General features: G+C 66.7%; 21 protein-coding genes and 1 riboswitch. Of the genes, 9 read left to right on the top strand and 12 right to left on the bottom strand.

Going from position 1 to position 26,857, the window contains the following annotated elements; genetic code table 11:
- Window positions 1–17: 17 nt before the first annotated feature.
- Together AC07WC_RS05060 and AC07WC_RS05055 are read right to left on the bottom strand one after the other, a co-directional pair.
- Window positions 18–1,412 (bottom strand): serine hydrolase domain-containing protein, encoded by a 1,395-nt coding sequence (locus AC07WC_RS05060; RefSeq protein WP_495209027.1) that lies wholly within the window; start codon window positions 1,410–1,412, stop codon window positions 18–20.
- A 165-nt stretch (window positions 1,413–1,577) separates the two neighbouring features.
- Window positions 1,578–3,167: a GMC family oxidoreductase gene (locus tag AC07WC_RS05055; RefSeq protein WP_495209026.1), complete on the bottom strand. Its 1,590-nt coding sequence runs from the start codon at window positions 3,165–3,167 to the stop codon at window positions 1,578–1,580.
- 200 nt (window positions 3,168–3,367) lie between these two features.
- Here AC07WC_RS05055 and AC07WC_RS05050 point away from each other — a divergent pair, with 200 nt between their 5' ends.
- Together AC07WC_RS05050 and AC07WC_RS05045 are read left to right on the top strand one after the other, a co-directional pair.
- Window positions 3,368–4,705, top strand: a complete 1,338-nt coding sequence (locus AC07WC_RS05050; protein ID WP_495209025.1) for an NTP/NDP exchange transporter — start codon at window positions 3,368–3,370, stop codon at window positions 4,703–4,705.
- A 31-nt stretch (window positions 4,706–4,736) separates the two neighbouring features.
- Entirely contained in the window at window positions 4,737–5,093 is a 357-nt protein-coding gene (locus tag AC07WC_RS05045; RefSeq protein ID WP_495209024.1) for a DUF1304 domain-containing protein, read from the top strand.
- Window positions 5,094–5,143: 50 nt separating this feature from the next.
- Here the strand turns inward: AC07WC_RS05045 and AC07WC_RS05040 are convergent, their stop codons facing one another.
- The 3 genes from AC07WC_RS05040 to AC07WC_RS05030 form a co-directional block, all read right to left on the bottom strand.
- Window positions 5,144–5,614 (bottom strand): hotdog fold domain-containing protein, encoded by a 471-nt coding sequence (locus AC07WC_RS05040; RefSeq protein ID WP_495209023.1) that lies wholly within the window; start codon window positions 5,612–5,614, stop codon window positions 5,144–5,146.
- Between the two features lie 64 nt (window positions 5,615–5,678).
- Complete coding sequence (locus AC07WC_RS05035) at window positions 5,679–8,156, bottom strand: acyl-CoA dehydrogenase (protein ID WP_495209022.1); 2,478 nt, start codon at window positions 8,154–8,156, stop codon at window positions 5,679–5,681.
- The gene (locus tag AC07WC_RS05030) at window positions 8,153–9,073 is read right to left on the bottom strand and encodes an alpha/beta fold hydrolase (protein WP_495209021.1); all 921 of its coding nucleotides are present in this window, start codon (window positions 9,071–9,073) and stop codon (window positions 8,153–8,155) included. Before AC07WC_RS05030 ends, AC07WC_RS05035 begins: the two co-directional genes overlap by 4 nt.
- A 139-nt stretch (window positions 9,074–9,212) precedes the next feature.
- Between AC07WC_RS05030 and AC07WC_RS05025 the strand changes: the two genes are divergently transcribed.
- Window positions 9,213–9,815 (top strand): TetR/AcrR family transcriptional regulator, encoded by a 603-nt coding sequence (locus tag AC07WC_RS05025; RefSeq protein WP_495209020.1) that lies wholly within the window; start codon window positions 9,213–9,215, stop codon window positions 9,813–9,815.
- 130 nt (window positions 9,816–9,945) lie between these two features.
- Here the strand turns inward: AC07WC_RS05025 and AC07WC_RS05020 are convergent, their stop codons facing one another.
- From AC07WC_RS05020 to hslO, 3 genes are all read right to left on the bottom strand, one after another.
- Window positions 9,946–12,831 (bottom strand): TonB-dependent receptor domain-containing protein, encoded by a 2,886-nt coding sequence (locus tag AC07WC_RS05020; protein WP_495209019.1) that lies wholly within the window; start codon window positions 12,829–12,831, stop codon window positions 9,946–9,948.
- 388 nt (window positions 12,832–13,219) lie between these two features.
- Window positions 13,220–14,044, bottom strand: coding sequence for an XOO1806 family protein (locus AC07WC_RS05015; protein ID WP_495209118.1), 825 nt, complete (start codon window positions 14,042–14,044; stop codon window positions 13,220–13,222).
- Window positions 14,045–14,196: 152 nt separating this feature from the next.
- Window positions 14,197–15,093: an Hsp33 family molecular chaperone HslO gene (gene hslO / locus AC07WC_RS05010; RefSeq protein WP_495209018.1), complete on the bottom strand. Its 897-nt coding sequence runs from the start codon at window positions 15,091–15,093 to the stop codon at window positions 14,197–14,199.
- Between the two features lie 79 nt (window positions 15,094–15,172).
- On the opposite strand from hslO, the gene mtgA reads away from it, so the two are divergent.
- Genes mtgA through AC07WC_RS04995 form a run of 3 tightly spaced genes read left to right on the top strand, consistent with a single transcriptional unit; the run spans window position 15,173 to window position 17,372 of the window.
- Window positions 15,173–15,922 carry a monofunctional biosynthetic peptidoglycan transglycosylase gene (gene mtgA / locus AC07WC_RS05005; protein WP_495209017.1) on the top strand — a complete coding sequence of 250 codons (750 nt, stop codon included), beginning with the start codon at window positions 15,173–15,175 and terminating at the stop codon, window positions 15,920–15,922.
- Window positions 15,923–15,961: 39 nt separating this feature from the next.
- A complete protein-coding gene (locus tag AC07WC_RS05000) occupies window positions 15,962–16,981 on the top strand; it encodes a glycosyltransferase family 2 protein (protein WP_495209016.1) in 1,020 nt (339 codons plus the stop codon).
- On the top strand, window positions 16,941–17,372 hold the full coding sequence (locus AC07WC_RS04995; RefSeq protein ID WP_495209015.1) for a CBS domain-containing protein: 432 nt from the start codon (window positions 16,941–16,943) through the stop codon (window positions 17,370–17,372). The genes AC07WC_RS05000 and AC07WC_RS04995 overlap by 41 nt, the downstream gene beginning before the upstream one ends.
- Window positions 17,373–17,449: 77 nt before the next feature.
- On the opposite strand, the gene AC07WC_RS04990 is transcribed toward AC07WC_RS04995, so the two are convergent.
- From AC07WC_RS04990 to AC07WC_RS04975, 4 genes are all read right to left on the bottom strand, one after another.
- The gene (locus AC07WC_RS04990; RefSeq protein ID WP_495209014.1) at window positions 17,450–19,432 is read right to left on the bottom strand and encodes an AsmA family protein; all 1,983 of its coding nucleotides are present in this window, start codon (window positions 19,430–19,432) and stop codon (window positions 17,450–17,452) included.
- A gap of 380 nt (window positions 19,433–19,812) precedes the next feature.
- Complete coding sequence (gene trhA / locus AC07WC_RS04985; protein ID WP_495209013.1) at window positions 19,813–20,445, bottom strand: PAQR family membrane homeostasis protein TrhA; 633 nt, start codon at window positions 20,443–20,445, stop codon at window positions 19,813–19,815.
- A 106-nt stretch (window positions 20,446–20,551) separates the two neighbouring features.
- Entirely contained in the window at window positions 20,552–22,156 is a 1,605-nt protein-coding gene (locus AC07WC_RS04980; RefSeq protein ID WP_495209012.1) for a peptide chain release factor 3, read from the bottom strand.
- A 75-nt stretch (window positions 22,157–22,231) separates the two neighbouring features.
- Complete coding sequence (locus AC07WC_RS04975; protein ID WP_495209011.1) at window positions 22,232–23,113, bottom strand: M23 family metallopeptidase; 882 nt, start codon at window positions 23,111–23,113, stop codon at window positions 22,232–22,234.
- A gap of 138 nt (window positions 23,114–23,251) precedes the next feature.
- Window positions 23,252–23,372: riboswitch (SAM riboswitch) on the top strand.
- A gap of 78 nt (window positions 23,373–23,450) precedes the next feature.
- Here AC07WC_RS04975 and metX point away from each other — a divergent pair.
- Genes metX through AC07WC_RS04960 form a run of 3 tightly spaced genes read left to right on the top strand, consistent with a single transcriptional unit; the run spans window position 23,451 to window position 26,787 of the window.
- The gene (gene metX, locus AC07WC_RS04970; protein WP_495209010.1) at window positions 23,451–24,482 is read left to right on the top strand and encodes a homoserine O-succinyltransferase MetX; all 1,032 of its coding nucleotides are present in this window, start codon (window positions 23,451–23,453) and stop codon (window positions 24,480–24,482) included.
- On the top strand, window positions 24,479–25,723 hold the full coding sequence (locus AC07WC_RS04965) for an O-succinylhomoserine (thiol)-lyase (RefSeq protein WP_495209009.1): 1,245 nt from the start codon (window positions 24,479–24,481) through the stop codon (window positions 25,721–25,723). The genes metX and AC07WC_RS04965 overlap by 4 nt, the downstream gene beginning before the upstream one ends.
- Window positions 25,720–26,787: a homoserine dehydrogenase family protein gene (locus AC07WC_RS04960; RefSeq protein WP_495209008.1), complete on the top strand. Its 1,068-nt coding sequence runs from the start codon at window positions 25,720–25,722 to the stop codon at window positions 26,785–26,787. Before AC07WC_RS04965 ends, AC07WC_RS04960 begins: the two co-directional genes overlap by 4 nt.
- The last annotated feature ends 70 nt before the right edge of the window (window positions 26,788–26,857 follow it).

The following is a 26,857-nucleotide window of genomic DNA, read 5'->3' as shown; positions in this document are numbered from 1 at the left end:
GCCACGCTCTGCGCGGATCAGCGTGGGGAGGCGACGGCGCGGTTCGACGAGACACCCTTGCGCTTGCCCTGCGGGGCGGCGTCTTCGGCCATGAGGTTGTCGCTGCCGAAGTCGGTGTCCACGTCCAGCCAGCGCTGGGTCGGCAGGCCCATCGCCTGGTCGAGGACGGTCGGCAGCAGCCCACTGGGCAGGGTGCTTTCGCCGTTCCACATGATGGCGATGCCGAGATCGCGCTCGGGTACCAGCGCGACCAGGCCGCGATAGCCTTGGACGGCACCGGCGTGGAAGACCACTTCATGCCCGGCGTAATCGAAGGTGCGCCAACCAAGGGCGTAGCCGGCCGAGTTGAGGCGCTCGCGACGCCAGCCCGAGCGCATTTCACCGGGGGTGCTGATCAGGCTGGCGTGCAGCGTGGCCAGCAGCGGCGCAGGCAGCACGTCGGGGCGATGGCCGGTGTGGGCCAGCAGCCACTGCGCCATGTCGCTGGCACTGGCGTTGACGCCGGCGGCCGGGGCGAGGCGGTAGTAGGTCGGCTTGGGGGTCAGGGCGACCCAGCCGTTGCGGCTGCGCACGTGCGGTCGCGCCCAGCGCGAGCTGGCTTGGATGCCCGCCAGGCCGAGACTGGCGTCGTCCATGCCGAGCGGCTTGAACAGGCGGCGCTCGACGGATTGTTCGTAGAAGCTGCCGGAGGCGGCGTACACGACGTCGCCGATCAGGCTGAAGGCCACGTTCTGGTACGCATAGCAGTCGCCGGGCAGGCACTTGAGCGACGTCGCGGCGAGCTTGTGGGTGAGCGTGTAGTACTCGGCGTTGGCTTCGACGTCGCGGTCGTAGGCGTTGTAGGGCAGGCCGACGCGGTGGCTGAGCAGATCGGCCACGGTCAGGCGCTCGGTCGCTTCGGGCGTGCTGAGCTGGAAGCCGGGGACGTAGTCGGTGACCTTGCTGTCCCAGCGCAGCGTACCGTCGTTGACCAGCAGGCCGGCCATGGTGCCGGCGAAGGCCTTGGACAACGAGGCCAGGCGGAACACGGTGTGGGCATCCACCTGCTGCGGGTTGTTGACGTCGGTGACGCCGTAGCCACGCGCGCTGAGCACCCGGCCACCCTGGACGATGGCCACGGCCATGCCCGGTACGCGCTCGCCGTAGGTGAGCTGCTGCGCCATCGATTCGATCGCGGCGACATTGAAGCCCTGTGCGGGCGGCTGCACTTTCAGGCCGGCCGGCGTGGTGCGATACGCGGCAGGCTGGGTGTGCGGTGCCGCCACCGGCGCCGATTCCTCGATGTTGACCGGGAACGCGGCCGGCGTGACCGCAGGGGTCTGCGCGGTGGAAGACATGGCGATGGGCATCAACATGCCCAACAACCCGGTGGCCGCCGAACGGATCGGTCGGCGCCTGTTGTTCTGGTTCATCGTATGGGTGCCCGTGCGCGACTGCTGTGGCCGATTCTAGCGCCGCTTTTCGCGATTGCACAAACGAATCGAAGATGAATGCGTATCGCATTGAAAACGTGTGGATTTTGCCGATCGCGGCCTGCGCCGGGCGGCGGTGCCCGGCGGGCGTCGGCGCACGCCTGTTCAGCCAGCTGCCGGGGCCCGGATCCAGTGCGCGGCGCGCTCGGCGATCATCATTGTCGGGGCATTGGTGTTGCCGCTGATCAGAGTGGGCATCACCGAAGCGTCCACCACCCGCAGCCGCTCGGTGCCATGCACGTGCAGGGTCGGATCGACCACGGCCTCGTGATGCTGCCCCATCGCGCAGGTGCCGACCGGGTGGTAGATGGTCTCGGCCTTGGCCCGGATGAAGGCTTCAAGGGCGGTGTCATCCAGATCGTCGCGCGGGGGAAACACCGGCGCACCACGCCAACGGTCGAACGCGGGCTGGGCCAGGATCGTGCGCGCCAGGCGCGCGCATTCGAGCATCAGCTTCAGGTCATGGCCGTCCGCATCGCCCAGGTAGTTGGGGTGGATGCGCGGCGCCGAGCGCGCGTCGGCGTCGCGCAGGCGCAGCTGGCCGCGGCTGCGGGGGTGCAGCGGGCAGGCATGCAGGGTGTAGCCATCGCCGGGAAGGCGATGGCGGCCGTGGTTGTCGAGCATCGCCGGAACGAAATGGAACTGCACGTCGGCGCGGGCATCGGCGGCCAGCGACGAGCGCGCGAACCCCCCGGCCTCGGCCAGGTTGCTGGTGCCGGCACCGCGATGGCCACGCAGGAAGTAGTCGATGGCGATGCGCAGTTCGCTGCTGCGGTCGTAGCTGACGCCAGGGCCGGTGTGCACGACGGTACAGATGTCCAGGTGGTCCTGCAGGTTGCGGCCGACCCCGGGCAGATCCACGCGTGGCGTGATGCCGTGGCAGCGCAGCGTGTCCGCCTCGCCGATGCCGGACAGCATCAGCAGGTGCGGGGAGTGGATGGCACCGGCGCTGAGGATCACCTCCGCGTCCGCGCGTGCGTGCAGGTGGTGGCCGCCGCGCCGATAGTGCACGCCGGTGGCGGTGGTGCCATCGAAGCTCAGCGCAACGGCCCGTGCGCCGGTCAGCACCGTCAGGTTGCGACGGCCGCGCGCAGGCCGCAGGTAGGCGTCCGCGCTTGAGCAGCGGGCGCCCTCGCGCTGGGTGACCTGGTACAGGCCCACACCGAGCTGCTGGTCGCCATTGAAGTCAGGGTTATGGGCGTGGCCGGCCTGCTGCGCGGCCGCGATGAAAGCGGCCGAGAGCGGGTTGTGGTGGCGCAGGTCGGACACCCACAGCGGGCCGGCATCGCCATGCAGCGCGCTGGCACCGCGGCTGTTGCGCTCGCCGTGCAGGAACCAGGGCAGCACCTGCTCCCAGCCCCAGCCGGTGGCCCCGGCCGCTGCCCAGCCGTCGTAGTCGGCGGGCACGCCGCGCACGTAGCACATCGCATTGATCGAGCTTGATCCGCCCAACACCTTGCCGCGTGACCACCACAGCCGACGGCCGTCCAGCCCGGCGTCCGGTTCGGTCTCCAGGTTCCAGTTGATGCGGCGGTTGTTGACCAGCCGCGCCAGTCCGGCCGGCATGTGGATCAACGGATTGGTGTCGGCCGGACCCGCTTCCAGCAGCAGTACCCGGCAGGCCGGGTCTTCGCTGAGCCGGTTGGCCAGCACACAGCCGGCCGAGCCGGCCCCAATGACGATGTAGTCGTACATGCCGCTCCTGGACGGGGTGCCCGCCGAGCATAAGGCAGGTTGCGCCGGGCAGGGGCCGCGCCGTCGGCCACGCAGCGTTGCGCCGGTGGCCGCGTCCAACGCTGGCGATGTTGCGGTGCATCGTTTACCTTGCGCGCTTCGACGCCCGGAGTTTTCCCCATGCTGCCGTTGCAACGCCCCTTGTCCGCGGAGAGCGGGCAATGACCGCGGCGGCCGGAACCGGCACGGCGGCCAGCGGCATGCTCAGCGCCTGGCGGCGTTCGCCGCCGCTGATCTGGGCCTCGATCTACTTCTTCTGCCTGCTCAGCGGCTACTACGTGCTGCGCCCGGTGCGCGAGGCGATGGCGGCCTCTTCCGACCTGCAGACGGTGTTCCCGCTGCCGCTGATCCAGTGGTTCGCCGGACATGGGATCGCCCTGCAGGACTTCGTGCTGCAGTTTCTGTTCACCTGCGTGTTCTTCATCATGCTGGTGCTGCAGCCGCTGTACGGCCTGCTGGTGAGCCGCTTCCCGCGCCGGGTGTTCCTCCCGGCCGTGTATGGCTTCTTCATCGTCACGCTGCTCGGCTTCTACGTGATGTTCGAGACCGGCGTGCCGGGGCGGGGCATGGCATTTTTCTTCTGGATCACCGTCTATAACCTGTTCGCGGTGGCGGTGTTCTGGAGCTTCATGGCCGACGTGTTCTCCAACGTGGAGGCGCGCGCGTACTACGGCTACCTCGGCGCGGCTGGCACCATCGGCGCCTTCCTGGGGCCGATCATCACCTCGACGCTGGTACAGCGGGTCGGCATCGCCAACCTGATGCTGGTCTCGGCCGGGTTCCTGCTGGTCTGCCTGGGCTGCGTCTGGCGGCTGCGGCTGTGGGCGGTGGCTCGCGAACAGGAGCGGCAGCTGGTCTCCGGCGAAACGCCGATGGGCGGCAGCGTGTTCGATGGCCTGAAGCTGATCGTGCGTGAGCCGATGCTGCGCTGGCTGGCGCTGATGGTGCTGTTCGGCGTGGGCGTGGGCACGATGCTCTACAACGAGCAGGCCTCGATCGTGCGCCGCCTGTACCCCGACGCAGCCGCCAGCACGGCGTTCTTCTCGCGCGTGGACCTGGCGGTGAACACCCTGACCCTGATCGTGCAGCTGGGCTTCACGCGCTGGTTGCTGTCGCGGTATGGCATCGCCCCGGCGCTGCTGATTCCGGGTGTCGCCATCATCATCGGGTTCTCGATCCTGGCCGCCTCGCCGCTGCCGCTGATGGTGGCGATGGTCCAGGTGATGACCCGCGCCAGCGAATTCTCACTGGCCAAGCCGGCGCGCGAGACCATCTACACCCGTGTGGACCGCCAGTGGCGCTACAAGGCCGGCGCGGCGATCGACACCGTGGTCTACCGTGGTGCGGACCTGACCTTCGCCTGGGTACACAAGGGGCTGTCCCTGTTCGGTTCGCACATTGTGTTCGTCGGTGGGCTGGTCGTGGCCGGGGCGATGACCATCGCAGCCCTCGGCCTGCTGCAGGAAGAAAAGAAGCTGCCGGGCGAGCGCCCGGAGTAAGCTGCCCGCATTACGTTCTGGAAGCCTGCCCATGTATTGGATCGCGCTGTCGTTGACCCTGCTGGTCGCCCTGCTGCACGTGTACTTCCTGGTCCTGGAGATGTTCCTGTGGACCCGGCCGCTGGGCCTGAAGACGTTCCGCAATACGCCGGAAAAGGCGGAGACCACGCGGGTGCTGGCGGCCAACCAGGGGCTGTACAACGGCTTCCTCGCCGCCGGCCTGTTCTGGGGCCTGTTCGATCACCTGCCGATGCTGGTGAACTTCATGCTGGGCTGCGTGATCGTGGCCGGCTGCTACGGCGCGTACAGCGTCAACAAGCGGATCTTCTTCATCCAGGCCGTGCCGGCGATCCTGGCCGTGGCCGCGTGGTGGATGGTCCCCGCCTGACCCCGGCGCTGGAGCCCCCCATGGGGGGCTGCCTGCGTGCGCGCCAATGATCAACGTTTGAGCGGCGACACCCACATCGCGATCCGGGCCTCGAACACCGCCGTGCCGGCGTCATCGCGCACCTGCACCCTGACCGGCAGCGCGTAGCCGATCCCGGCCGCCACGATCGGCTGCTCCGGCGTGGCCACGGCATGCTGCGTGCCGGTCGCCTTGGCCAGGTACTGCACCTCCATGCCCTTCGGGATCCAGCGCATGCCCTTGGGCAACGATGCGTCCACCATCAGCCCGGCAGTGAGTTCGGCCAGGTTGCACAGCGCGATCGCATGCACGGTGCCGATGTGGTTGGTGACCTTGCGCCGGTGCGCGATGCGCCCTTCGCAGCGGCCTGGCTCGAGCAGGGTGATGCGCGGGGCGATGCTGGCGAAATAGGGCGCCTTGAAGCACACCGCGCGCGAGAACAGCCAGTTGCCGGCGGGCCAGCGCTGCATGCGGCGATACAGGGTGAGCAGTGGAGCGGACATCGGGGGTCTCCCTAAGAAAACGGCGGACCGAAGTCCGCCGTTGTCGTCTACATGGTGGCCGGGATCACGCGGCCTGCGACTGCGCGTCTTTCTGCTGGCGCTTGTAGTAGCCCGCCGAGCGCAGCTCTTCCGGATCGAAATCGTCCACGGTGATCGTTTCCAGGGTGAGCGTGCGCAGCTCTTCGAGCAGGGTGCGCTCGTCCTGGGTGATCACGCCTTCGGCCACGGCTTCGTCCAGCTGGGTGACGAAGTCCAGCGCCTCGATGCCCTTGGTCTTGAGCGCCTTGATGAACTTGCGCTCGACCGGCTCGGCCATGATCGCCTTGGACAGGTAGCTGTTGATGCGGCCGCCCGGGTTGTTCTCGCACGGGGTCAGGAAGACGCCGCTGGCCAGACGGTCACGGGCTTCGTTGGGTGCCATCAGCAGCGCGGCCACGCGGTGGCCCAGGCGGTCGCCCGGGGCCTCGGCACGACGGCCGAACGGGAAGATCAGCGCCCACATCAGCCAGCCGATCGGACGGATCGGGAAGTTGCGCAGCGCCGCCGACAGCGACTCTTCGATCTTGTGCACGCTGTCATGGAAAGCCCAGGCCAGCAGCGGCTGGTCGGCCGCCGGTGCGCCTTCGTCGTGGTAACGCTTGAGCATGGCACTGGTCATGTAGATGTGGCTCAGCACATCGCCCAGGCGGCCGGACAGCGATTCCTTGAACTTCAGCTTGCCGCCCAGCGTCATCATCGAGATGTCGGCCATCAGCGCCAGGTTGGCCGAGTAGCGGTCCAGCTTGCGGAAGTAACGGCGGGTATAGGCATCACCCGGGGCGGCGCCGAAGCGGGCACCGGTCAGGCCGAACCAGAACGAACGCACGGCGTTGGAGATGCCGAAGCGGATGTGGCCGAACAGGCTGCAGTCGAACTCCTGCAGGCCGGCACGGGTGTCCGGATCCTGCGCGGCTTTCATTTCCTTCAGCACCCACGGGTGGCACAGGATCGCACCCTGGCCGAAGATCAGCAGGCTGCGGGTCATGATGTTGGCGCCTTCGACGGTGATCGCGATCGGCGCCGCCTGCCAGCTGCGGCCGGCGAAGTTGCGCGGCCCCAGGATGATGCCCTTGCCGCCGATCACATCCATCACGTCCGAGATCACTTCACGGCTCATGGTGGTGCAGTGGTACTTGGCGATGGCCGAGGGCACCGACGGCACGTCGCCGCGGTCCACCGCAGCCGCCGTGGCCTGGCACAGCGCGCTGATCGCGTACGCCTTGCCACCGATGCGGGCCAGTGCTTCTTCGACACCCTCGAAGCGGCCGACCGACAGGCCGAACTGCTTGCGGATGCGTGCATAGGCACCGGTCACCACGGCACCGGCCTTGGCACCGCCACTGGCGGTGGAGGGCAGGGTGATCGAGCGGCCCACGGCCAGGCACTCGTTGAGCATGTTCCAGCCCTTGCCGGCCTTCTCGGCGCCACCGATCAGCTGGGTCAGCGGGATGAAGACATCCTTGCCGCGGATCGGGCCGTTCTGGAAGGTCGAGTTGAGCGGGAAGTGGCGACGGCCGATTTCCACGCCAGCGGTGTCGCGCGGCAGCAGGGCCAGGGTGATGCCGATGTCGCGGGTGCTGCCGATCAGGCCATCCGGGTCGTACATGCGGAAGGCCAGGCCGATCAGCGTGGCCACCGGGGCCAGGGTGATGTAGCGCTTGTCGAAGGTGAGCTTGACGCCCAGCACCTGCTCGCCGTTCCACTCGCCCTTGCAGACGATGCCGTAATCGGGGATCGAGGTGGCATCCGAACCGGCGAACGGGCCGGTCAGGCCGAAGCAGGGCACTTCGCGGCCATCGGCCAGGCGCGGCAGGTACTGGTCCTTCTGTTCCTGGGTGCCGTAATGATTGAGCAGTTCGCCCGGGCCCAGCGAGTTCGGCACGCCGACGGTGGAGCTGACCACGCTCGACACCGAGGCCAGCTTCTGGATCACCTTGTGGTGGGCCAGCGCGCTGAAGCCCAGGCCGCCGTATTCCTTCGGAATGATCATGCCGAAGAACTTGTTCTTCTTGATGAAGCTCCACAGCTCCGGTGGCAGATCGGCATGGACGTGGGTGATTTCCCAATCGTTGACCATCCTGCACAGCTCTTCGACCGGGCCATCCAGGAAGGCCTGTTCCTCGGCGGTGAGCTGCGGCTTGGGATAGTTGAGCAGGATGTTCCAGTCCGGATCACCGGTGAACAGCTGGCCTTCGAAACCAACCGAACCGGTTTCCAGCGCGATGCGCTCGGTCTGCGACAGCGGCGGCAGCACCTTGCGGAACACCTTCATCATCGGCGCGGTCAGCAGCGGCTTGCGGATGAAGGGCAGCAGCAGCGGCACCGCGATGACGGCGACGATGGCTGCGGCGACGATGGTGGCGGTCTGGTTGACGTACGGGATGAACCAGCAGGCGGCCAGCAGCACGACGCTGATGATCGTCCAGGTGATCAGGCGCATCCGGTGGTAGGCGACGAACGTGCCTGCCAGCAGGACGACGAGGAAGGGAACGACAATGCTCATGAGCGTGCTCCGGTGACGTGCTCGGTAATGGCGGACGATGCGACGGCGGAGGCCGAGGGCAACACGTCCAGATAGTCCAACACAGTAGCGGTAAAGGCGTTGTTGTCATCACCGGCGACCATGTGGGTGGCCTCCGGCAGCTGCACGTGGCGTGCATGTGGCACCAACGCCAGGAACTCGGCCACCGTCTGCGGGGTGACCAGGGTGCTGCGCCCACCGCTGACCAGCAGCAGGGGGCATTTCACCTGGCGCGCCGCATCGGCAAGTGCGCCCTGGTGTTGTTCGCTGTCACGCGCCAGTTCGGCGACCAGGCGCGGGTCCCAGTGCCAGCGCCAACGGCCGTGACCGTCCTCGCGCAGCAGCGCGCGCAAGGCATCTTCGGACTTGCGCGGGCGGTGCGGCAGGTAGGCGGAGATCACGTCGGCGGCCTGCGACAGGGATGCGAAGCCGTCCGGATGCGCGGTCATGAACATCAGGATTTTTTCGACCCCGGCGGTATCCCAGCGCGGCGTGATGTCGACCAGCACCATCGCCGAGAACAGGCCCGGCCAACGCGACTCGGCGAGCAGCCCGAACAGACCGCCCATCGAGGCGGCGATCAGGATCGGCGGCTGCGGTTGTTCGCCGGCCAGCACGATCAGATCATCGGCGAACTGCTCACCGTGGTAAGGGAATCCGGCCGCGTTCCAGTCCGAGTCGCCATGGCCGCGCGCGTCGTAGGCCAGGGTCTGGAAACCGGCCTCGACCAGCGCGCCCGCGGTGGCATTCCAGGCGTGCCGGGTCTGGCCGAAGCCGTGGGCGAACAGCACGGTGCCGCGGCGTCCCGGGCGTGAACGGGTCGCGGCGAGCACGGCGTCATGCGCGCCGGTCAGTCGCTCATCGTCAAAACGGGGCAGGGTAGAAGAAGGAGTGACCATACTCGCTAGTATGGACCTGCCCTGTGCGATGTCAATACTTCGGAGTATGGTGGGCGCATCCCTTGTGCCAGCAGGCGGGACGCGCGCTTCTGCTGATTCACATACTGCAACCAACCCCGGCGTATGGTTAAATCCACCTATGAATGAACCCGAAGCTTCCGCCGGCGAGCCACGTGCCGGCCGCAACAGCCGCCTCAGTGCCGAAGACTGGGCCCAGGCCGCACTGGATCTGATTGCCGAACAAGGCGTGGGCGCGGTCGCGGTGGAACCGTTGGCGCGTCGTCTCGGTGTCACCAAGGGCAGCTTCTACTGGCACTTCCCCTCGCGCGACGCATTGCTGCAGGCCGCGCTGGAGCGTTGGGAACTGTTCGAGCAGGAGCAGGTGTTCGGCAGCCTGGCCGACGTCACCGATCCGCGCGTGCGGCTTCGCCAGTTGTTCCAGGTGGTCGCGCACGAAGTGCAGCCGCACATCGTCTACAGCGAACTGCTCAAGGCGCTGGATCACCCGATGGTGCGCCCGGTCATCGACCGTGTGTCGCATCGTCGCCTGGAGTATCTGGTCGCCTCGTTCCGCCAGGCCGGCCTGAGCCGTACCGACGCGCAGCATCGTGCCCGGCTGGCCTACGCGGCCTACGTCGGCTTCCTGCAGTTGTCGCTGCAGCTGCGGCAGCCCAAGCAGGCCCGCGAGGATTTCGAGGCCTATGTCGAGCATGTGATCGAGACATTGATTCCGCTGGGTTGATCGGCGCCCGCCGATGCAGATCAAGAGGCCGCGGAAACGCGGCCTTTTCTGTTCTCGATGCCGTTGGCATACAAGACGACGGCCCCTTTCGGGGCCGTCGTTCAAACCATCCGATCGCGATCAGCTGCGATCAGAAGCGCTGACGGTACTCCATGTACATGTAGCGCCCGGGGGTGTCGTACTGGTAGTCGAAGGAGTTCGCGAAGGCCTGGGTGGCCACCGGCGGTTCCTTGGCGAATACATTGTTCAGACCCACCGACACCGTGCCATTCCACGGCACGTTGTAGCGCAGCTGCAGGTCGTGGTACGTGGTCGCCGCCAGGTGGTTCTGCGGATCGGCACGGCCACCCACGCCGATGTGGTCCGGATCGCTGCACAGCGACGCCGTGCCCGGGTACTTGCAGTTTTCGGTCAGGCCCGAGAAGTAGCGCACGGTCCAGCTCGCGCCGAAGTCACCGTACGACCAGTTCGCCGTCAGGTTGGAGCGGATGCGCCAGACCGGGGTGTCGCGGGTGTAGGTGCCCACTTCGGACGGATCCCAATCCGATTCGGGGGTGGCCTTCTGGCGATAGTTGGCCATGTAGACGCTGTCCCACACGAACGAGAACGAGCCGTAGGCGGTATCCGGCAGCGAGTAGCGCAGCGTCAGGTCGTAGCCTTCCACTTCCAGCTCGCCCAGGTTCTGCAGGTAGCGGGCCATGTAGGTGATCTGCCCCAGCGCATTGCGGGTCAGGCCCGAATCGGCGAGCACTTCACACCAGCCGGCGCTGCCTTCCACATAGCACTGGTCAAGCATGTAGTCGGCGGTCGGGCGGCTGATCACGTCCTTGATATTGATCTTCCACCAGTCCAGCGACACGTCGAAGCCACGCACGAAGCTCGGGCTGTACACGATGCCCAGGCTCTTGGAGGTCGAGGTTTCCGGGCTCAGCTCCGTGTTCGACTTCCAGTCGAACGGCCAGGAGGTCTGCGAACCGTAGCCTTCGCGCTGCTGGTAGTTGGGCGAAATGCCGGCGGCGGCGCAGCGTGCTGCCACGGACGCCGTGCCGATGTACGGGCTGTCGTTCGAGCAGGGATCGCCATAGGTGTCGTAGGACTGGCCCGAGCCACCGAACAGGTTGGAGATGGACGGAGCGCGGAAGCCCTCGGCCCAGTTACCACGGAACATCAGGTCTTCGATCGGCTTCCACTTGAAGCCGAACTTGCTGTTCAGCGTGTCACCGAAGTTGCTGTAGTCCGAGCGACGCGTGGCGGCGCTGATTTCCAGCAGCTTGGCACCCGGCAGATCCTTCAGCAGCGGCACGGCCAGTTCGAGGTAGACGTCGGTCAGGTCGTAGGCACCGGAGGTCGGCTGGCGGCCGTTGCCCGAGCTCAGGCCGGCCGAGACGAACGCGTCGGGCATGTCGTAGCCCGATTCCTTGCGCTTTTCCACGCCGGCCGCGAAGCCCATCATGCCGCCGGGCAGTTCGACGATATCGCCGGAGATGTTGGCGGTGAACGACTTGGACTTGTTCTGGTACTTGTCCTTGGCGTTGAACAGGATGTAGTCCAGCTGATCCTGCGGCATGTTGCCGGCGCTGCTGAGCGGGTTGAACGGCACGCAGCCGGCGATCACCGCGCCCGGGGTACCGCACTTGACCACGCCGTCGGTGTCCATGAAGGACGCGCCGGTGGCGGTGTACAGGTTGCCCATGTTGACGTCGCCGACCTGGGTGTCGATCTGGTCGGACACGTTGTAGCTCATGCCCGCATCCCAGTTGAAGAACCGGTCCGCGAACTGGAACGAGCCTTCCAGGCCGCCATACCAATGGAACGTCTTGACGTCCTGCTCGTAGTAGCGGTCCTGCTCGACCAGGCGACGGTTCCAGTTCAGCTCGTGCGGATTGTCGGTGCCCTTGGTCGGGTTGTAGTAGCTGTCCGCCGACAGGCCCTGGTCGCCGTTCATGTAGCTGCCGGCGCTCAGCGGGAAGCCGGCCAGCTGCTGTGCCGACAGACGCTGGTTGTACAGGGCGTCGGTGCGGATGGCGATCGAATCGGTCAGGTCGTAACGGCCCTGCAGGAAGATCGACTTGCGTTCCTGCGGGGTGCGCAGGTAGTTGTCCTTGGCGTAGTTGTACGCGTCGGCAGCGCTGAAGTCGTGGTAATTGGCCAGGTTGTTGCCGGCCGCCCCGTCATTGACGACGCGACGGACGAGGCCGATACGATCCGCGGTGGCATCATCGCCGGCCAGGTCGCTCCAACGGTCGTAGTCGTCGGTCGGCACATCATCGATGGTGAGATCCCAGTAACCGCCCGAAGCGGTCTGGCCGCTGTACTGCGAAGCACCCAGGCCGTACACGGGATCGCGCGAAATCTTGCGCGCGCCGGCCATCACCGGCTTTTCCTTCACGTAGCTGGCGCCGAACACCAGGCTGCTGCGGTCGTTGGAGGTGCCCAGGGTCAGGTCCATGGCCTGGCGCTCGCCATCGCCCTTGCTGAACTGGCCGTAGTACGCGTGGGCTTCACCGCCGTTGAAATTGTCGCGGGTGATGATGTTGACCACGCCGGCAATGGCGTCCGAACCGTAGATCGAGGAGGCGCCGTCCTTGAGGACTTCGATGCGCTCGACGATGGCGGTCGGGATCGTATTGAGGTCGACGGTACCGTCCAGGGCCTGCACCCAGCGGCGGCCGTTGACCAGCACCAGGGTGCGCGAGGAACCCAGGTTGCGCAGATCGACGCCGGCCGAGCCGTCACCACCGTTGTTGAACTGGGTGTTGATCGCCGCGCCGTTGGTGGCGATCTGCTGCAGCACTTCGGCGACGTTGGTACGGCCGGTCTGCTGGATGGCTTCGCGGGTCAGGGTCAGGACCGGCTGCTGGGTTTCCAGGTCGACCGAGCGGATGCGCGAACCGGTAACCTGGATGCGGTCAAGGTTGGTCGGGCTGGAATCCTGTGCCACGGCGGTGCCGCTGCCGGCACCGAACACAAGGGCAAGCACAACTGCGTCGCGCAGTTTGGTGGTCTTGCAGTTCATTGGCTCTCTCTCTCCAAGTGGGCTTGGTTACATCGCGTAGTTGGCTTCGGCGGGGGAGGGCGAAAGGCGTCCTCAAGTCGCGAAGCTGACTGGATAGTAACTTCCAATCACCAAGAATTAAAGCCTTGTTAATGAAGTATGTGAGTTATGTGAAATTCGGCAAAGTCCTTATGAGGCAAGCGTTTGCAGGTTTAGATTTGCTGCGCTGTCTCGCTTGTTAACGGAGTGTGTTGATTTCTTTTGCATCGAATTGTGACTATCTGTATCTGCACGCGTATTCATCCAACGAACCTGATGGTGTCGGGTCAGGCCAGTTGGCGTACATACAGAAAAGGCGCGCCGGTTGGCGCGCCTTTGGTCTACCGCGGGATATCCACGCTGGGAAGACTCAGAGATCCTGTTCGTAGCGGACGTAAGGCACGGTGCCTTCGTCAGTGCTCTCGTTGCGCGGGGCAAACGGGTTCTTGCCGCGGGTGACCACGTTCTCCGCGCCCACGGTGAGCTGGCCGCTCCAGGGCGTCCGCCAGGTCAGGCCGACGCCCAGGCCCTCCCACTTGCCGGGCTGGCCCGGCACATCGACCACGCGGCCGATGATGTTGCCGCTGAAGTTGCCGTAGCCGGCGCCGATGGTGAGGTTTTTGCTGTCCCAGCGGTCGACGATGGCCGGCGAGGCGTCCGCGATCGGCACCAGGCGGGCCTTGGCGTAGGTACCGCCGATCGACACGAAGCCCTCGCGGCCGATGTTCTTCTGCCCGAAGACGGTCAGATCGTTCTGTTCGGCACGCAGCGACGGCGATTTGTTCGGGCCGGCCAGCCAGGCGGGCAGGGTATCCCGGCCACTGCCGGCGGTGATGCCGACGCGGCCGCCGGGGCGGTTGAAGGCGGCGGTACCGCTGACGCGGCGGCTGAGCGTGTTGTCTTCGTCGTCGCCCAGGGTGGCCAGCATGCAATGGCTGGCCAACCCGCTGATGCTGGTGCCGCGGCTGCTGTTGCACAGTAGGCCGAGCGAATCACCCGAAGACAGGCCGAAGGCCGCGTCCAGCGAGCTGCGCCCGAAATGCCAGCGGGCGCCCACGGCCTGTTCGCCGGTGGGTTCCAGGTACAACAGCGCTTCGACCTTGCCGCTGCCCTTGTTCCAGACCGGCAACACGGTCCCGTCCTGCTTGCCCTTGGCCTGCGCATGCGCGCCCGAGATCGCGCCAAGGGCGATCATCAGGGCCAGCGGTAGACGCAGAAGGGAATGCATGGGAACTCTCAGACAAGCGCAGTGAACACAAGTTCCCGCCGAAGCGGGACATTGATCCTAGGGCGTTTATGATTTCTTAACAAGTCTTGGTTCTCCCCAGAACAAAACGCTTGCCAAGATTACTGAAGTCGTTCAGGTGCCGGTGAGGAAACATCCAGCTCGCGGAACAGTATGTCGAATTCCGTCAACGGAAAGTGATACTCCTGTCCGCAGAATTCGCAATGCACTTCCACCGCACCGGTCGGTTCGGCCGCAGCGCGCGCTTCCTCTTCGCCGATGGACTGCAGCATCCCTGCCACCCGCTCGCGCGAGCACGAGCAGGCAAAGCGCAGGGCCTTGTCGCCCAACAGTTCCGGGCTCTCCTCATGGAAGAGGCGGTGCAGCAGATCGTGGCCGGGCACCTCGAGCAGCTCCTGCTTGCCGAGGGTCTCGAACAGCGCGCTGGCCCGCGACCAGCCGTCCTGATCGCCTTCATCGCCGGGTAGTTTCTGCAGCAGCAGGCCCGCCGCGCGGGTGCCGTCGGCGGCCAGCAGCAGTCGGGTCGGCAGCTGCTCGGACTGGCGGAAATAGTCTTCGAACGCCTCATCCAGGCCGGCGGCGGTCAAGCCGACCAGACTCTGGTAGCGCTGCGGTTCGCGCGGGTCCAGGCCGGGGTTCTCGATGGTGATCGCCAGCAGCGCATCCTCGCCCAGCGCGGTCAGGTCGCGGGGAGCATCGCCACCGCCCTCGGCCAGCTGGACGATGCCGCGCAGGGTACCGGCCGCGGTACATTCGGCGAACAGGGTGCGCATCGCGGTGTTGCTGCGCAACTGGATCGACAGGCGACCATCGACCTTGGTGTGGCCGGTGAACAGTGCCGAGGCCACGCTGGCCTCGCCGAGCAGCTCGGCGGCACCGGGCGGATAGACCGCATGCGACAGGATCTCGCGCCAGGTGTCATCGAGGTGCACGTGCACGCCGCGGACGCCGGCATCGGGGAGCAGGAAGCGGACAAGGGAGTCGGATTGGGCGGTCATCGGTTCGGTGGCTGCGCGAAAGGAGTGCCGGTTGCCGGATAATGCGCCGACAACAGTGCAAGTAAAGGATGCACCAGTAATGGGGGCAGAGCGCAGCAACCTCAAGGTCGAACCGGATCTGGAACCGTCCCCGCGGCGCCGCGGGCGCTGGAAGCGCCTGCTGTGGCTGCCGGTCCTCTTCGTCGGGTTCAGCGTGCTGCAGGTGCTGGTCCTGCGTTTCATCGACCCGCCGGTCTCCAGTGTGATGTTGTGGCGCTATGGCGAAGCCCTGGGGCAGGGCGACTGGGGCTACCGGCTGCACTATCAATGGCGCGACCTGGACCAGATGGCGGCGAGCCTGCCCATCTCGCTGGTGGCTGCCGAGGACCAGCGTTTCCCGGAGCACAACGGTTTCGATCTGCAGGCGATCGAAAAGGCGCGTGACCACAACGCGCGTGGCGGGCGCCTGCGCGGCGCCAGCACGATCAGCCAGCAGGTCGCCAAGAACCTGTTCCTGTGGCAGGGCCGCAGCTGGATCCGCAAGGGGCTGGAGGTCTGGTACACGGTCCTGATCGAGGCACTGTGGCCAAAGTCGCGGATCCTGGAGATGTACGCCAACATCGCGGAGTTCGGCGACGGCATCTATGGCGCGCAGGCGGCGTCCCGGCAGTACTGGAACAAGGATGCCGCGCGGCTGAGCCCCGCCGAAAGTGCGCGGCTGGCGGCAGTGCTGCCGTCGCCGCGCCGTTACAGCGCGGCCAAGCCCGGCCCGTACGTGCAGCGCCGTGCGGCATGGATCCAGCGGCAGGCGCGGCAGCTCGGCGGCGGGGCATACCTCGGCGAAGAGTGAGCATTCATGTACGTGATTGGCTGACGCTACAATCGCCGCATGAACAGTCCACGCCTCACGGTCGTCGTCGCCGCGCACAACGAAGCGCTCGCACTCCCGATGCTGCATCCGCGCCTGCGCGCGGTGCTGGAGGGACTGGAAGGCATCGACGGCCGCGTGCTGTACGTGGACGACGGCAGTACCGACACCACCTGGGCGGTCATGCAGGCGTTGGCCACGGCCGATCCCCGCGTCGGCGTGCTGCGCCTGTCGCGTAATTTCGGCAAAGAGGCCGCGCTCACCGCGGGCCTGGATTTCGTTGACGACGGCGCGGTGATGATCCTTGATGCCGATGGCCAGGATCCGCCGGAGTTGATCCCCGAGTTCGTCGCGTTCTGGCAGCAGGGGTATGACAACGTCTATGGCACCCGCTTGGTGCGCGACGGCGAAAGCTGGCTCAAGCGCTCGACCGCCAAGGCGTTCTATCGGGTGATCGGACGGCTGTCCAAGACGCCGATCCCGGCGGACACCGGCGATTTCCGCCTGCTCTCGCCACGCGCGCTGCGGGCCCTGGGTCAGCTGCGCGAGCGTCACCGGTTCATGAAAGGGTTGTTCGGCTGGGTGGGCTTCCGCCGCAAGGCCCTGCCTTACCACCGCCATGCGCGGCTGGTCGGTGAGAGCAAGTTCGGCTTCTGGCGGTTGTGGAACTTCGCGCTGGAAGGGATCACCGGATTCTCGACCGCGCCGCTGCGGGTGACGACCTATCTGGGCCTGGCGGCCGCGACGTTCGCGTTCGTCTTCGCGCTGCTGGTGGTGCTCAAGGCGGCGCTGTACGGCGATCGCGTCGCGGGCTGGCCGACCATGATGGCGGTGATCCTGTTCCTGGGGGGCATCCAGCTGATTGCGCTGGGCCTGATCGGTGAATACCTGGGCCGCCTGTACGAGGAATCCAAACAGCGCCCGCTGTACCTGATTGACACCTGGCGGCCCCCGTTCGTGGCAGACTCGGCCGTACATCCCATCGGTGGAGAGCAGCGAGATGACCACGGTACGACAGCTGTTGGAAGGCAAGTCCCCTGAGGTATTCGCCGTCACCCCGACCTCGGCGGTGATCGACGCGATCCGGCTGATGGCCGAAAAGGGCATCGGCGCGGTGTTGGTGATGGAGGGCCGGCACCTGGTCGGCATCCTTTCCGAGCGCGATTACGCACGCAAGATCGTGCTGCACGAGCGCTCGTCGCGCACCACCGAAGTCCGCGAGATCATGACCCCCAAGGTCGTCACCGTCGCACCGGGCGAGCAGGTCGAGCATTGCCTGCAGCTGGTGAGCGACTACCGCATCCGCCACCTGCCGGTGGTCGATGGCACGGGCGTGCTGGGCGTGATCTCGATCGGCGATCTGGTCAAGGCAGTGATCGACGAACAAGCGCAGAAACTCGATCAACTGCAGCAGTACATCGTCGCCGGCTGAGCGGGGCTGCCGGCGGCGGGCGATCCGCCGCGCCGTCGGCACTGGCCGCGCAGCGTCGCGCTGACGAGGCCTTGTGCCTACTTGGCGTAGCGACCACCGCAGTTGCTGTCCTCGCCCGGGCCGGTTTCGATCGTCGCCAGCAGCGCCGCAGGCGGGGCGATGCTGCCCAGCGCCAACGCGATCGCGCCGCGGATGCCCAGCGCCTTGAAGTCCGGGCGGAACGACGGATCCTTGAAGGTGCCGCCGATGCGCAGCGGCGAGCGCAGCGCCAGGATGCTCATGTCCTTCGGGCGCGGACGCAGCAGCAGGTCCAGCTGCTCCTGTTTCAGATCGACCTTGCCTTCGCCGAGGATCAACGTATCGGTGGTGTCGAAGGCCAGCGAGCGCGACTGCATCACGCCATTGTCGACCCCGAAGTCGCCCCACGCGCAGCGCAACGGAATCTGCTTGTCGCCGGTGAACAGGAACTTCAGCGATTCGGCCACATCCAGCCCGGCCAGTTCCATGATCAGGTTGCCGACATGGCCGCGGCCGACGCCGACCGCCACGGTGCCATCTGAACTGCCGAGCATCGCCGCGATGGAGTTGCCCTGGCCGGTCAGTTTGACGTCGCCACTGATGCCGCCGGAGGCCTGCTCGGCCAGCTTGGCATCAGGGAACAGCTTGCCCAGCTGCACCTTGCGGATGGTGGCCTGCAACTGCGTGGAGATCGCCTGCTTGCGCGCATCCATGCGGATCGTGCTGCGGATGTCGCCGCCGGCCACGCCGAAGTTCAATGGCTCCAGGCGCAGCAAGCCGTCATTGAGCTTGAGGTGGGCATCCATGTCATCCAGTGGCAGCGTCGGCGAATTGATCCGCTGCGCCTTCCAGCGCACGTCGGCATCCATCGCGCGCAGCTTGGACAGATTGTAGGGGGTGTCCGGCAGCACCTTGGCACTGGCGGCCAGCGCGGCCGCCTTCGCCTTCTGCTCGGCGTTGGCCGATTCGCCGGCACCGGTCTTCGGCGGTGCGCCGATGAAGCCGGCCAGATCATCGAAGTCCAGGCGCTTGGACACCAGGTCCGCGGTCAGGAACGGCCGCTCACCACTGACATCGATCTGCGCGGTACCGCCCAGGTCGCTGTCACCCGCGGTACCGGTGAAATGCTCATAGCGCCACACCGCATTGTTGCGCTTCAGCCGGCCATTGAGCTTGTACGGTGGCGTGGACGGAATTGCCACGCCGATCAGCGGGAACAGATCCTGCATGTCCTGCCCGCTCAGCATCAGCTCCAGATCGAACACCCGCAGCTGGAAGGGATTGGTCAGCGTCCCGCTGGCGATCGCATGGGTACTCCCCGCGCGCCCGTCCAGATGGATGCGGAACGGATGCCCGGTGTTGGTCAGTTCCAGCGGCGACTCGGTATTGCCATCGAGCGAGAACGGATTGCCCTGCCAGTGCCCTTTGCCCTTGACCAGCAGCGGCGGACCACTGTCCCGATCGCGCGGCTTGCCGCTGTTGAGCGATACCAGCACATCCGTCCGACCTGCGGCATCCTGGAACTGCAGGCGCCCATCCTCGATCAGCAACCGCTGCAGCACCGGCGGGTCACCCTCACTGGGCCCGAGGAAATCCCAATTGCCCGGCTGATTCTTCCCCGGCGCCGTCTCCAGCAGCAGATCCGGGCGCGTCAGCCGGATCTCCGGAATCCGCACCTGCCCGCGCAGCAGCGGCCACACCCGCAGATCGATCTCCACCCGGTCCGCCGTCGCCATCTGCGGCTGCTTGGCCCACGTCGCATTCGCGAACGTCAGCCCATCGCCCCGCACCGTCGTCACCCGGCCCAGATCGACATCCAGATCCCCATTGATATGGAACTCCCGCCCGGTCTTGGCCTGCACCGCCCGTTCCACCGGCCCCTTGAACCAGTTCCAATCCCACAACGCGATCAGGATCAACAGTGCCGCAAACAGAAACACCAGGATCGCCAACCACCGCTGCCCCCGCTTGCCGGGACGACGCCAGCGCCAGCGGGAACGGGAAGATGCATCGGACGGAGCAGGGGAGGGGACAGTATTCACATCCCCATGGTTGCCCTTGCATCGTGCAGGCAACGCGAAGCATTGGTAAGCGTAGTGTCAGGGTGGCTGGAGGATTGCCTGCAACCACCCGGCGCATGGCTCGGACACTGCTGGATCAGACAGCCAATGCCGTTGACCTTTCCGTGCGCGCCAGCCAACCGTGAGCGGGGCGGTGCGGGTGGGTTGGCGGGACCATGAGCGCCATGGATGGCGCGACATGAGCCTCCATGGACGGATTCACGGCGTGTCCCGCCAACCCACCCGTGCCGACCCAGCCTGCCGCATGCCTGAAGTCCGAGCCGCCTTCGCTGTTGCTGTCGCTGTTGCTCTTGCTCTTGCCGCCGTCGTCGCCAATCCCCTTACCGGCAAGCAAACAACACTCAAAGAATCTGCGCCGTCACCGCAACGAAGTGACACACACTCCCGCCGATCACGAACAAATGCCAGATCGCATGCGAATACGGCACCGACTCCCGGTGATAGAACACCGTCCCCAACGTATAGAACACCCCGCCGGCCAACAGCCACCCCAGCGTCCACGCATCCAGCGAATTCCACATCGGCTTGATCGCCACCATCACCATCCAGCCCATCGCGATATAGATGATCGTCGACAACAGCTTGAAACGGCCGGTATAGAACAACTTGAACACCACCCCGAACAGCGCCAGCGCCCAGATCGCGGTGAACATTCCCCAGCCCCACGGCCCACGCAGACCGATCAGCGTGAACGGCGTATACGTCCCGGCGATCAACAGATAGATCGCACAGTGATCGAACACCTTCAGCCGGCCCTTCGCGACCGGATGCTGGATCGCGTGATACAGCGTCGAGGCCGTATACAACAGCAGCAGCGCCACCCCGAACACGATCGCACTGGCCAACTGCCAGCCGTCACCATAGATGGCAGCCAGGGTAATCAAGACCGCACTGGCGGCCAATGCAGCAACGGCGCCAAGCCCGTGGGTCAAGGCGCTGGCGATTTCTTCTCGAACGGAAACGACAGAGGTCATGGCGATGATGGGAGGTGCGGGGAGGGGGAGCCCGCTCCCCCCTATCATCGCCGCGATGGCGCGCGCGTGCACGCGCGGCCGTTCAGCCGACAGAGCAGCCGAGCGGTCAGCCGACCGACACGCTGTGCGCCGCTTCGCGCGTCGCTGCGAAGCGTACGTCGGGCGCACGTTCCTGCGCCAACTGCAGATTGACCCGGGTCGGTGCCAGATACACCAGCTGGCCGGCGGCATCGATGCTCAGGTTGCCCGCGTTCTTCTCGCGGAACTCTTCCAGCTTCTTCTCGTTGCTGCAGGTGACCCAACGCGCCGTGGTCACGCTGACCGGCTCGAAGGTGGCTTCCACACCGTACTCATCCTTCAGGCGGTAGGCGGCCACGTCGAACTGCAGTACACCCACCGCGCCCAGGATCAGGTCGTTGCTCATCAGCGGGCGGAAGAACTGCGTCGCGCCTTCTTCGGACAACTGCGCCAGGCCTTTCTGCAGCTGCTTGAGCTTGAGCGGATCGCGCAGGCGCGCGCGGCGGAACAGTTCCGGCGCGAAGTTCGGGATGCCGGTGAAGCTGACCGCTTCGCCCTCGGTGAAGGTGTCGCCGATGGAAATCGTGCCGTGGTTGTGGATGCCGATCACATCGCCCGGCCAAGCCTCGGCGGCGATTTCGCGGTCGCTGGCCATGAAGGTCAGCGCATTGGCCAGCTTCATTTCCTTCCCGGTACGTACATGGAAGGTCTTCATGCCGGCCATGAAACGGCCCGAGCAGACCCGCATGAACGCCACGCGGTCACGGTGCTGCGGGTCCATGTTGGCCTGGATCTTGAACACGAAGCCGGTCAGCTTGTTTTCCTGCGGTGCGATCTCGCGGCCGGTGGTCGCGCGCGGCTGCGGCGACGGTGCGTGCTCGACGAAGAAGTCCAGCAGCGGCTGCACGCCGAAGTTGTTCACGCCCGAGCCGAAGAACACCGGGGTCTGCTTGCCGGCCAGGTAGGCTTCCACGTCGAACGGATGGCTGGCGCCCTGCACCAGCTCCAGCTCGTCGCGCAGGTCGGCCAGCATGCGCTCGCCGATTTTCTCGGCCAGGCCCGGCGAATCGATCGACGGGAAGATGGTCGAATCCTGCCGGGTGAAGTTGCGGCCCTGCTCGTACAGGTGGACCTCACCGCTGATCAGATGGACCACGCCCTTCAGGCGCTGGCCCATGCCGATCGGCCAGGTGACCGGAGCGCACTGGATGCCGAGCACGCTTTCCACTTCATCCAGCAGATCGATGGGCTCCTTGCCCTCGCGATCGAGCTTGTTGATGAAGGTCATGATCGGCGTGTCGCGCAGCCGGCAGACTTCCATCAGCTTGATGGTGCGCTCTTCCACGCCCTTGGCCACGTCGATCACCATCAGCGCCGAGTCCACCGCGGTAAGCACGCGGTAGGTGTCCTCGCCGAAGTCGGCATGGCCGGGGGTGTCGAGCAGGTTGACGATCTTGCCCTCGTACGGGAACTGCATCACCGAGGAGGTGACCGAGATTCCGCGCTCCTTTTCCAGCGCCATCCAGTCGGAGGTCGCGTGGCGCGCGGCCTTGCGGCCCTTGACCGAGCCGGCCATCTGGATCGCACCGCCGAACAGCAGCAGCTTTTCGGTCAGCGTGGTCTTGCCGGCGTCAGGATGGGAAATGATGGCGAAGGTGCGGCGGCGCGCGGCTTCGGTAGCGACTTCGGACATGGCGTGACGCGCCCGCCCGGGGCGCTTTTCATAAGAGATAAGCCGCCCATTATAGCGGCCACTGGCAGCGGCGGGTCAGGGCAGGGCGGAAGCCCCTGCCTCCTCGGTCGTGCGGGCGAAGCGCAGCTCGCCCTGTGGGCTGACGATCCGCGCCGGGATCGAACGCAGCCGCATCCCGGCATTGACCTGGACCGCGAAGTGCAGATGCGGCGCCGCACTGTAGCCGGTGTTGCCCGACAGCCCGATGCGCTGCCCGGCGTGGACCTGCTCGCCCTCGCGGACCAGCGCGCCGTTGTACTGCAGATGCGCGTACACCGCCATGCTGCCGTCCTCGTGCAGCACCCGCACCAGATTGGCCCGGCCCAGATCGTGCTCACGATCCAGCCCATTGCCCTGGTACCCGGCCTGGACCTGCATGACGGTGCCTGCCCGCGCCGCCAGCACGGGCGTGCCCTCGGGCAGCGCGAAGTCGATGGCGTCGCGGTTTTCCGGATCGCGGTGACTGAAACGGCCCTGCGGTGCCTGACTGACCTGGATGCGGGCCCCATCGAACGGCAGTTGGTAGGCGACATCCCGTGCGCGTGCGGCGGGATCGCCGGGGACCGCCATGAGATCGAGCTGGATCGCCGTCATGCCGGGCGGCGGCTGCAGGCGGGTCACCACGATGCTGGCCGAACCGGCGATCACGGTCTGCAGCGGCAGTCCGGGCAGGACCGCCGCCCCCGCGGCCGGCCCCAGCGCGACCTGGACCGGCCCGGCCAGGCGGTTGTCGACGCGCGCCTGCCAATGGTCGCCAATCCCCTCCAGGCTCAGTACCGCCAGCGGCGGCGCGGCCGCGTCGACTGCCCGCTGGACGGCCGTGGCGGCCGTCGGTCGCTCGACCCGCCAGCCCTCGCGCCAGTTCGCACCCGGGGCGGCGGAGGCGTCCAGTACCGGGATCAACAACAGGGAAAGCACGGAAAGACGTAGGCAGCGCAAGGCATTGGCCGGCGGGGCAGGAGCCCGGAGTATGCGCGACGGAGGATCATCCGGAGTATATATCGCTTCATGCCGATGAAGGGATTGACATGGGCCGAAAGCGCTGGCATCGTGGCTCCACCATCGAGACCGGCAGAGGGACAGGCCCTTTGAAGCCGGGGCAGCCCGCAGACGCGAAAGCGACCTGCGTAGGTGCCAAATCCTGCGGAGACCGTTGGTGTCTTCCGAAAGATGGTTCGAACCGTGCACCGTGCGTGCGCTTCGAACGCGAGCTCCGCGAAAGCTCGATGGCCGTTTTCCTACTTTGGATGCCGCCATGAGTTTCGCCACCGCTGCCGCTGTCGCCACCGACTCTTTCGCCCCGCTCAGCGTCCCCGTCGACGCCGGGCTGAACGCCGTGCGCGGCGATATCGCGGCGGTGCTGTCGATGCGTCACGGTGGACCGCGGCCGGTGCGGCTGCGCTACGAAATCGTCGGCCGCGCCGATGCGCCGGTGGTGGTGCTGGCCGGTGGCATCTCCGCGCACCGCCACGTGGCCGCCAATGCCGAGTTTCCGGAAAAGGGCTGGGCTGAAGGCCTGGTGGCCGCGGGCCGCGCGCTGGATCCGGCATCGCTGCGCATCCTGGCGTTCGATTTCATGGGGGCCGATGGGGCGCTCGACCTGCCGATCGACACCGCCGACCAGGCCGACGCGCTGGCCCTGCTGCTGGACCATCTCGGCATCACCCGCCTGCAGTGCTTCGTCGGCTACTCCTACGGTGCACTGGTCGGCCAGCAGTTCGCGATCCGCCACCGCCAGCGCGTGCAGAAGCTGATCGCGGTGAGTGGCGCGCACCGGCCGCATCCGTATGCCGCGGCCTGGCGCGCGCTGCAGCGTCGCGCGGTCGCGCTCGGCCAGCTGCAATGCGCCGAAAGCCACGGGCTGTCACTGGCGCGCCAGTTCGCCATGCTCAGCTACCGCACGCCGGAAGAGTTCGGCGAGCGCTTCGATGCCGCGCCGGAAGTGGTCAATGGCCGCGTGCGCGTTGCCGCCGAAGATTATCTGGATGCCGCCGGTGCGCAGTACGTTGCCCGGACCCCGGTCGATGCCTACCTGCGCTTGTCCGAATCGATCGACCTGCACCGGGTCGACCCGGCGGCCATCCAGGTGCCGACCGTCGTGGTCGCCGTGGAAGGTGATCGCCTGGTACCGCTGGCCGACTGTGTCGGTCTGGTGGAAGGGCTGGGCCCGCGCGGCAGCCTGCGCGTGCTGCGCTCCCCGTATGGCCACGACGCCTTCCTGAAAGAAACCGATCGCATCGATGCGATCCTCGCCACCGCTTTTCGATCCCCCGGAGAAACCGCATGAGCCGTTCCGCTGGTACCGAGCCGTCCTGTAGCCGTGTCACCGCCGCCGTGCGTGCCGGCATCGACCGTGACACCGCCCACGGCGCGGTGACCCCGCCGATCGTGCTGTCCTCCAACTTCAGCTTCGATGGCTTCGGCAACAAGCGCCAGTACGACTACACGCGCAGCGGCAACCCGACCCGCGACCTGCTCGGTGAAGCGCTGGCAGAACTGGAAGGCGGCGCGGGTGGGGTGATCACCTCCACCGGCATGGGGGCGATCAACCTGGTGCTCAATGCGCTGCTGCAATCCGGCGATACCCTGGTGGTACCGCACGATGCCTACGGCGGCAGCTGGCGCCTGTTCAACGCACTGGCCAGGAAGGGTCACTTCGGCCTGATCACCGCCGACCTCACCGATCCGCGCTCGCTCGCCGACGCGCTGGCGCAGTCGCCGACCCTGGTGCTGATCGAAACCCCGTCCAACCCGTTGCTGCGCATCACCGACCTGCGCTTCGTCATCGACGCCGCGCACAAGGCCGGGGCCAAGGTGGTCGTCGACAACACCTTCCTGTCGCCGGCGCTGCAGCAGCCGATCAGCTTCGGTGCCGACGTGGTGCTGCACTCGACCACCAAGTACATCAACGGCCACAGCGATGTGGTCGGCGGGGCGGTGATCGCACGCGACCCTGCGCTGCACGAGCAGCTGGTGTGGTGGGCCAACGCACTGGGCTTGACCGGCTCGCCGTTCGACGCCTTCCTGACCCTGCGCGGGCTGCGCACGCTCGGTGCACGCCTGCGCGCGCACCAGGAGAACACGGCGGCGGTGGTCGAGCTGCTCGCCGCCAGTGATGCGGTGGCCAGTGTGTACTACCCCGGCCTGGCCGATCATCCTGGCCATGCCATTGCCGCGCGCCAGCAGAGTGGCTTCGGCGCGATGCTGTCCTTCGAGCTGGCCTCGTGCCCGGGCGATGATCCGCACGCGGCGGTGCGCGCCTTCGTCGATGGCCTGCGCTGTTTCACCCTGGCCGAATCGCTGGGCGGCGTGGAGAGCCTGGTCGCGCACCCGGCAACCATGACCCATGCGGCGATGACCCCGGAAGCGCGTGCGCATGCCGGCATCAGCGAAGGCCTGCTGCGTCTGTCGGTCGGCATCGAATCACCGGAAGATCTGGTGGCCGATCTGCAGGCCGGGCTGGAACGTGCCCAGGTGGTGATCGATCAGCACCATGACGTGCAGCGCCGTAAACAGGTGGATGCATGAGCGCGGTGCTGAACCTGCCGCTGGTTGCCAACCGAAAGCTCGCCCTGCTTGGCACCGGCACGGTCGGCACCGCCTTCGTGCAGCGGTATGCCTCGCTGCAGGATCGCGGCGTCACCCTGCCGTCGTTTTCCTGGCTGGCCAACTCGCGTACGGCGCGTGCCTGCGAACAGGCCCCCGCGCACGAACTTGCCCAGGCCAACCTGGCCGCGCGCGGTGCGGTGGCGCTGCAGCCCTGGGCGGAAGCCGAAGGCCTGCAGCGCGGGGATGTGGTGGTCGATGCGACCGCCAGCGACGAGGTCGCCAATTGGCACGAGCAGTGGCTGGCGCGTGGCGTGCACGTGGTGACCGCCAACAAGCTTGGCCAGGGGGCGCAGCTGGCCCGCGCACAGGCCATCGCCGACAGCGGCCAGCAGGGCGACGCCCGCTATGGTGACAGTGCGACGGTGGGCGCGGGCCTGCCGCTGCTGAGCAGCCTGCGCGCACTGGTCGCCGGTGGCGACCGCATCCATCGCGTGGAAGGCGTGCTGTCCGGGTCGCTGGCGTGGCTGTTCCATCACTACGATGGCCAGCGTCCGTTTTCCGCGTGGGTGCGTGAGGCGGCTGACGCCGGTTATACCGAGCCGGATCCGCGCGTGGATCTCTCCGGCGAAGATGTCCGTCGCAAGCTGCTGATCCTGGCGCGTGCCAGCGGCATCGCGTTGCGTGCCGAGCACGTGCAGGTGGACTCGCTGGTGCCGGATGCGCTCGCCGTGCTGTCGCCGGCGGATGCATTGGCCCGGTTGTTACTGCTGGATGCGCCACTGCAGCACTGCTGGCAGCAGGCCAACGAGCAGGGTGGGTGCCTGCGCTTCGTCGGTGGTTTCGATCACGAGGGGGCGTCGGTCGGGCTGCGCGTGCTGCCGCGCAACCATCCCCTGGCGGGCGGTGCACAGACCGACAACCGGGTGGCGATCCACAGCGATCGTTATCACGCGCAGCCGCTGTTGATCCAGGGGCCTGGCGCCGGGGCGGAAGTCACCGCCGCGGCATTGCTGGACGACGTGCTGGCGATCGTGCGGCGCTGATCGCGCCATCCCACCCAGGCGCACGGCAGCGCCGGTGTGGGCTGGCTGCCTCGGCGCCGATCGCCGAGGT

It is taken from the genome of Stenotrophomonas sp. GW821-FHT01H02A, assembly GCF_059422145.1.
Note: the sequence above shows the minus strand (reverse complement) of the source record. Positions and strands in the feature narration are given on the sequence as shown.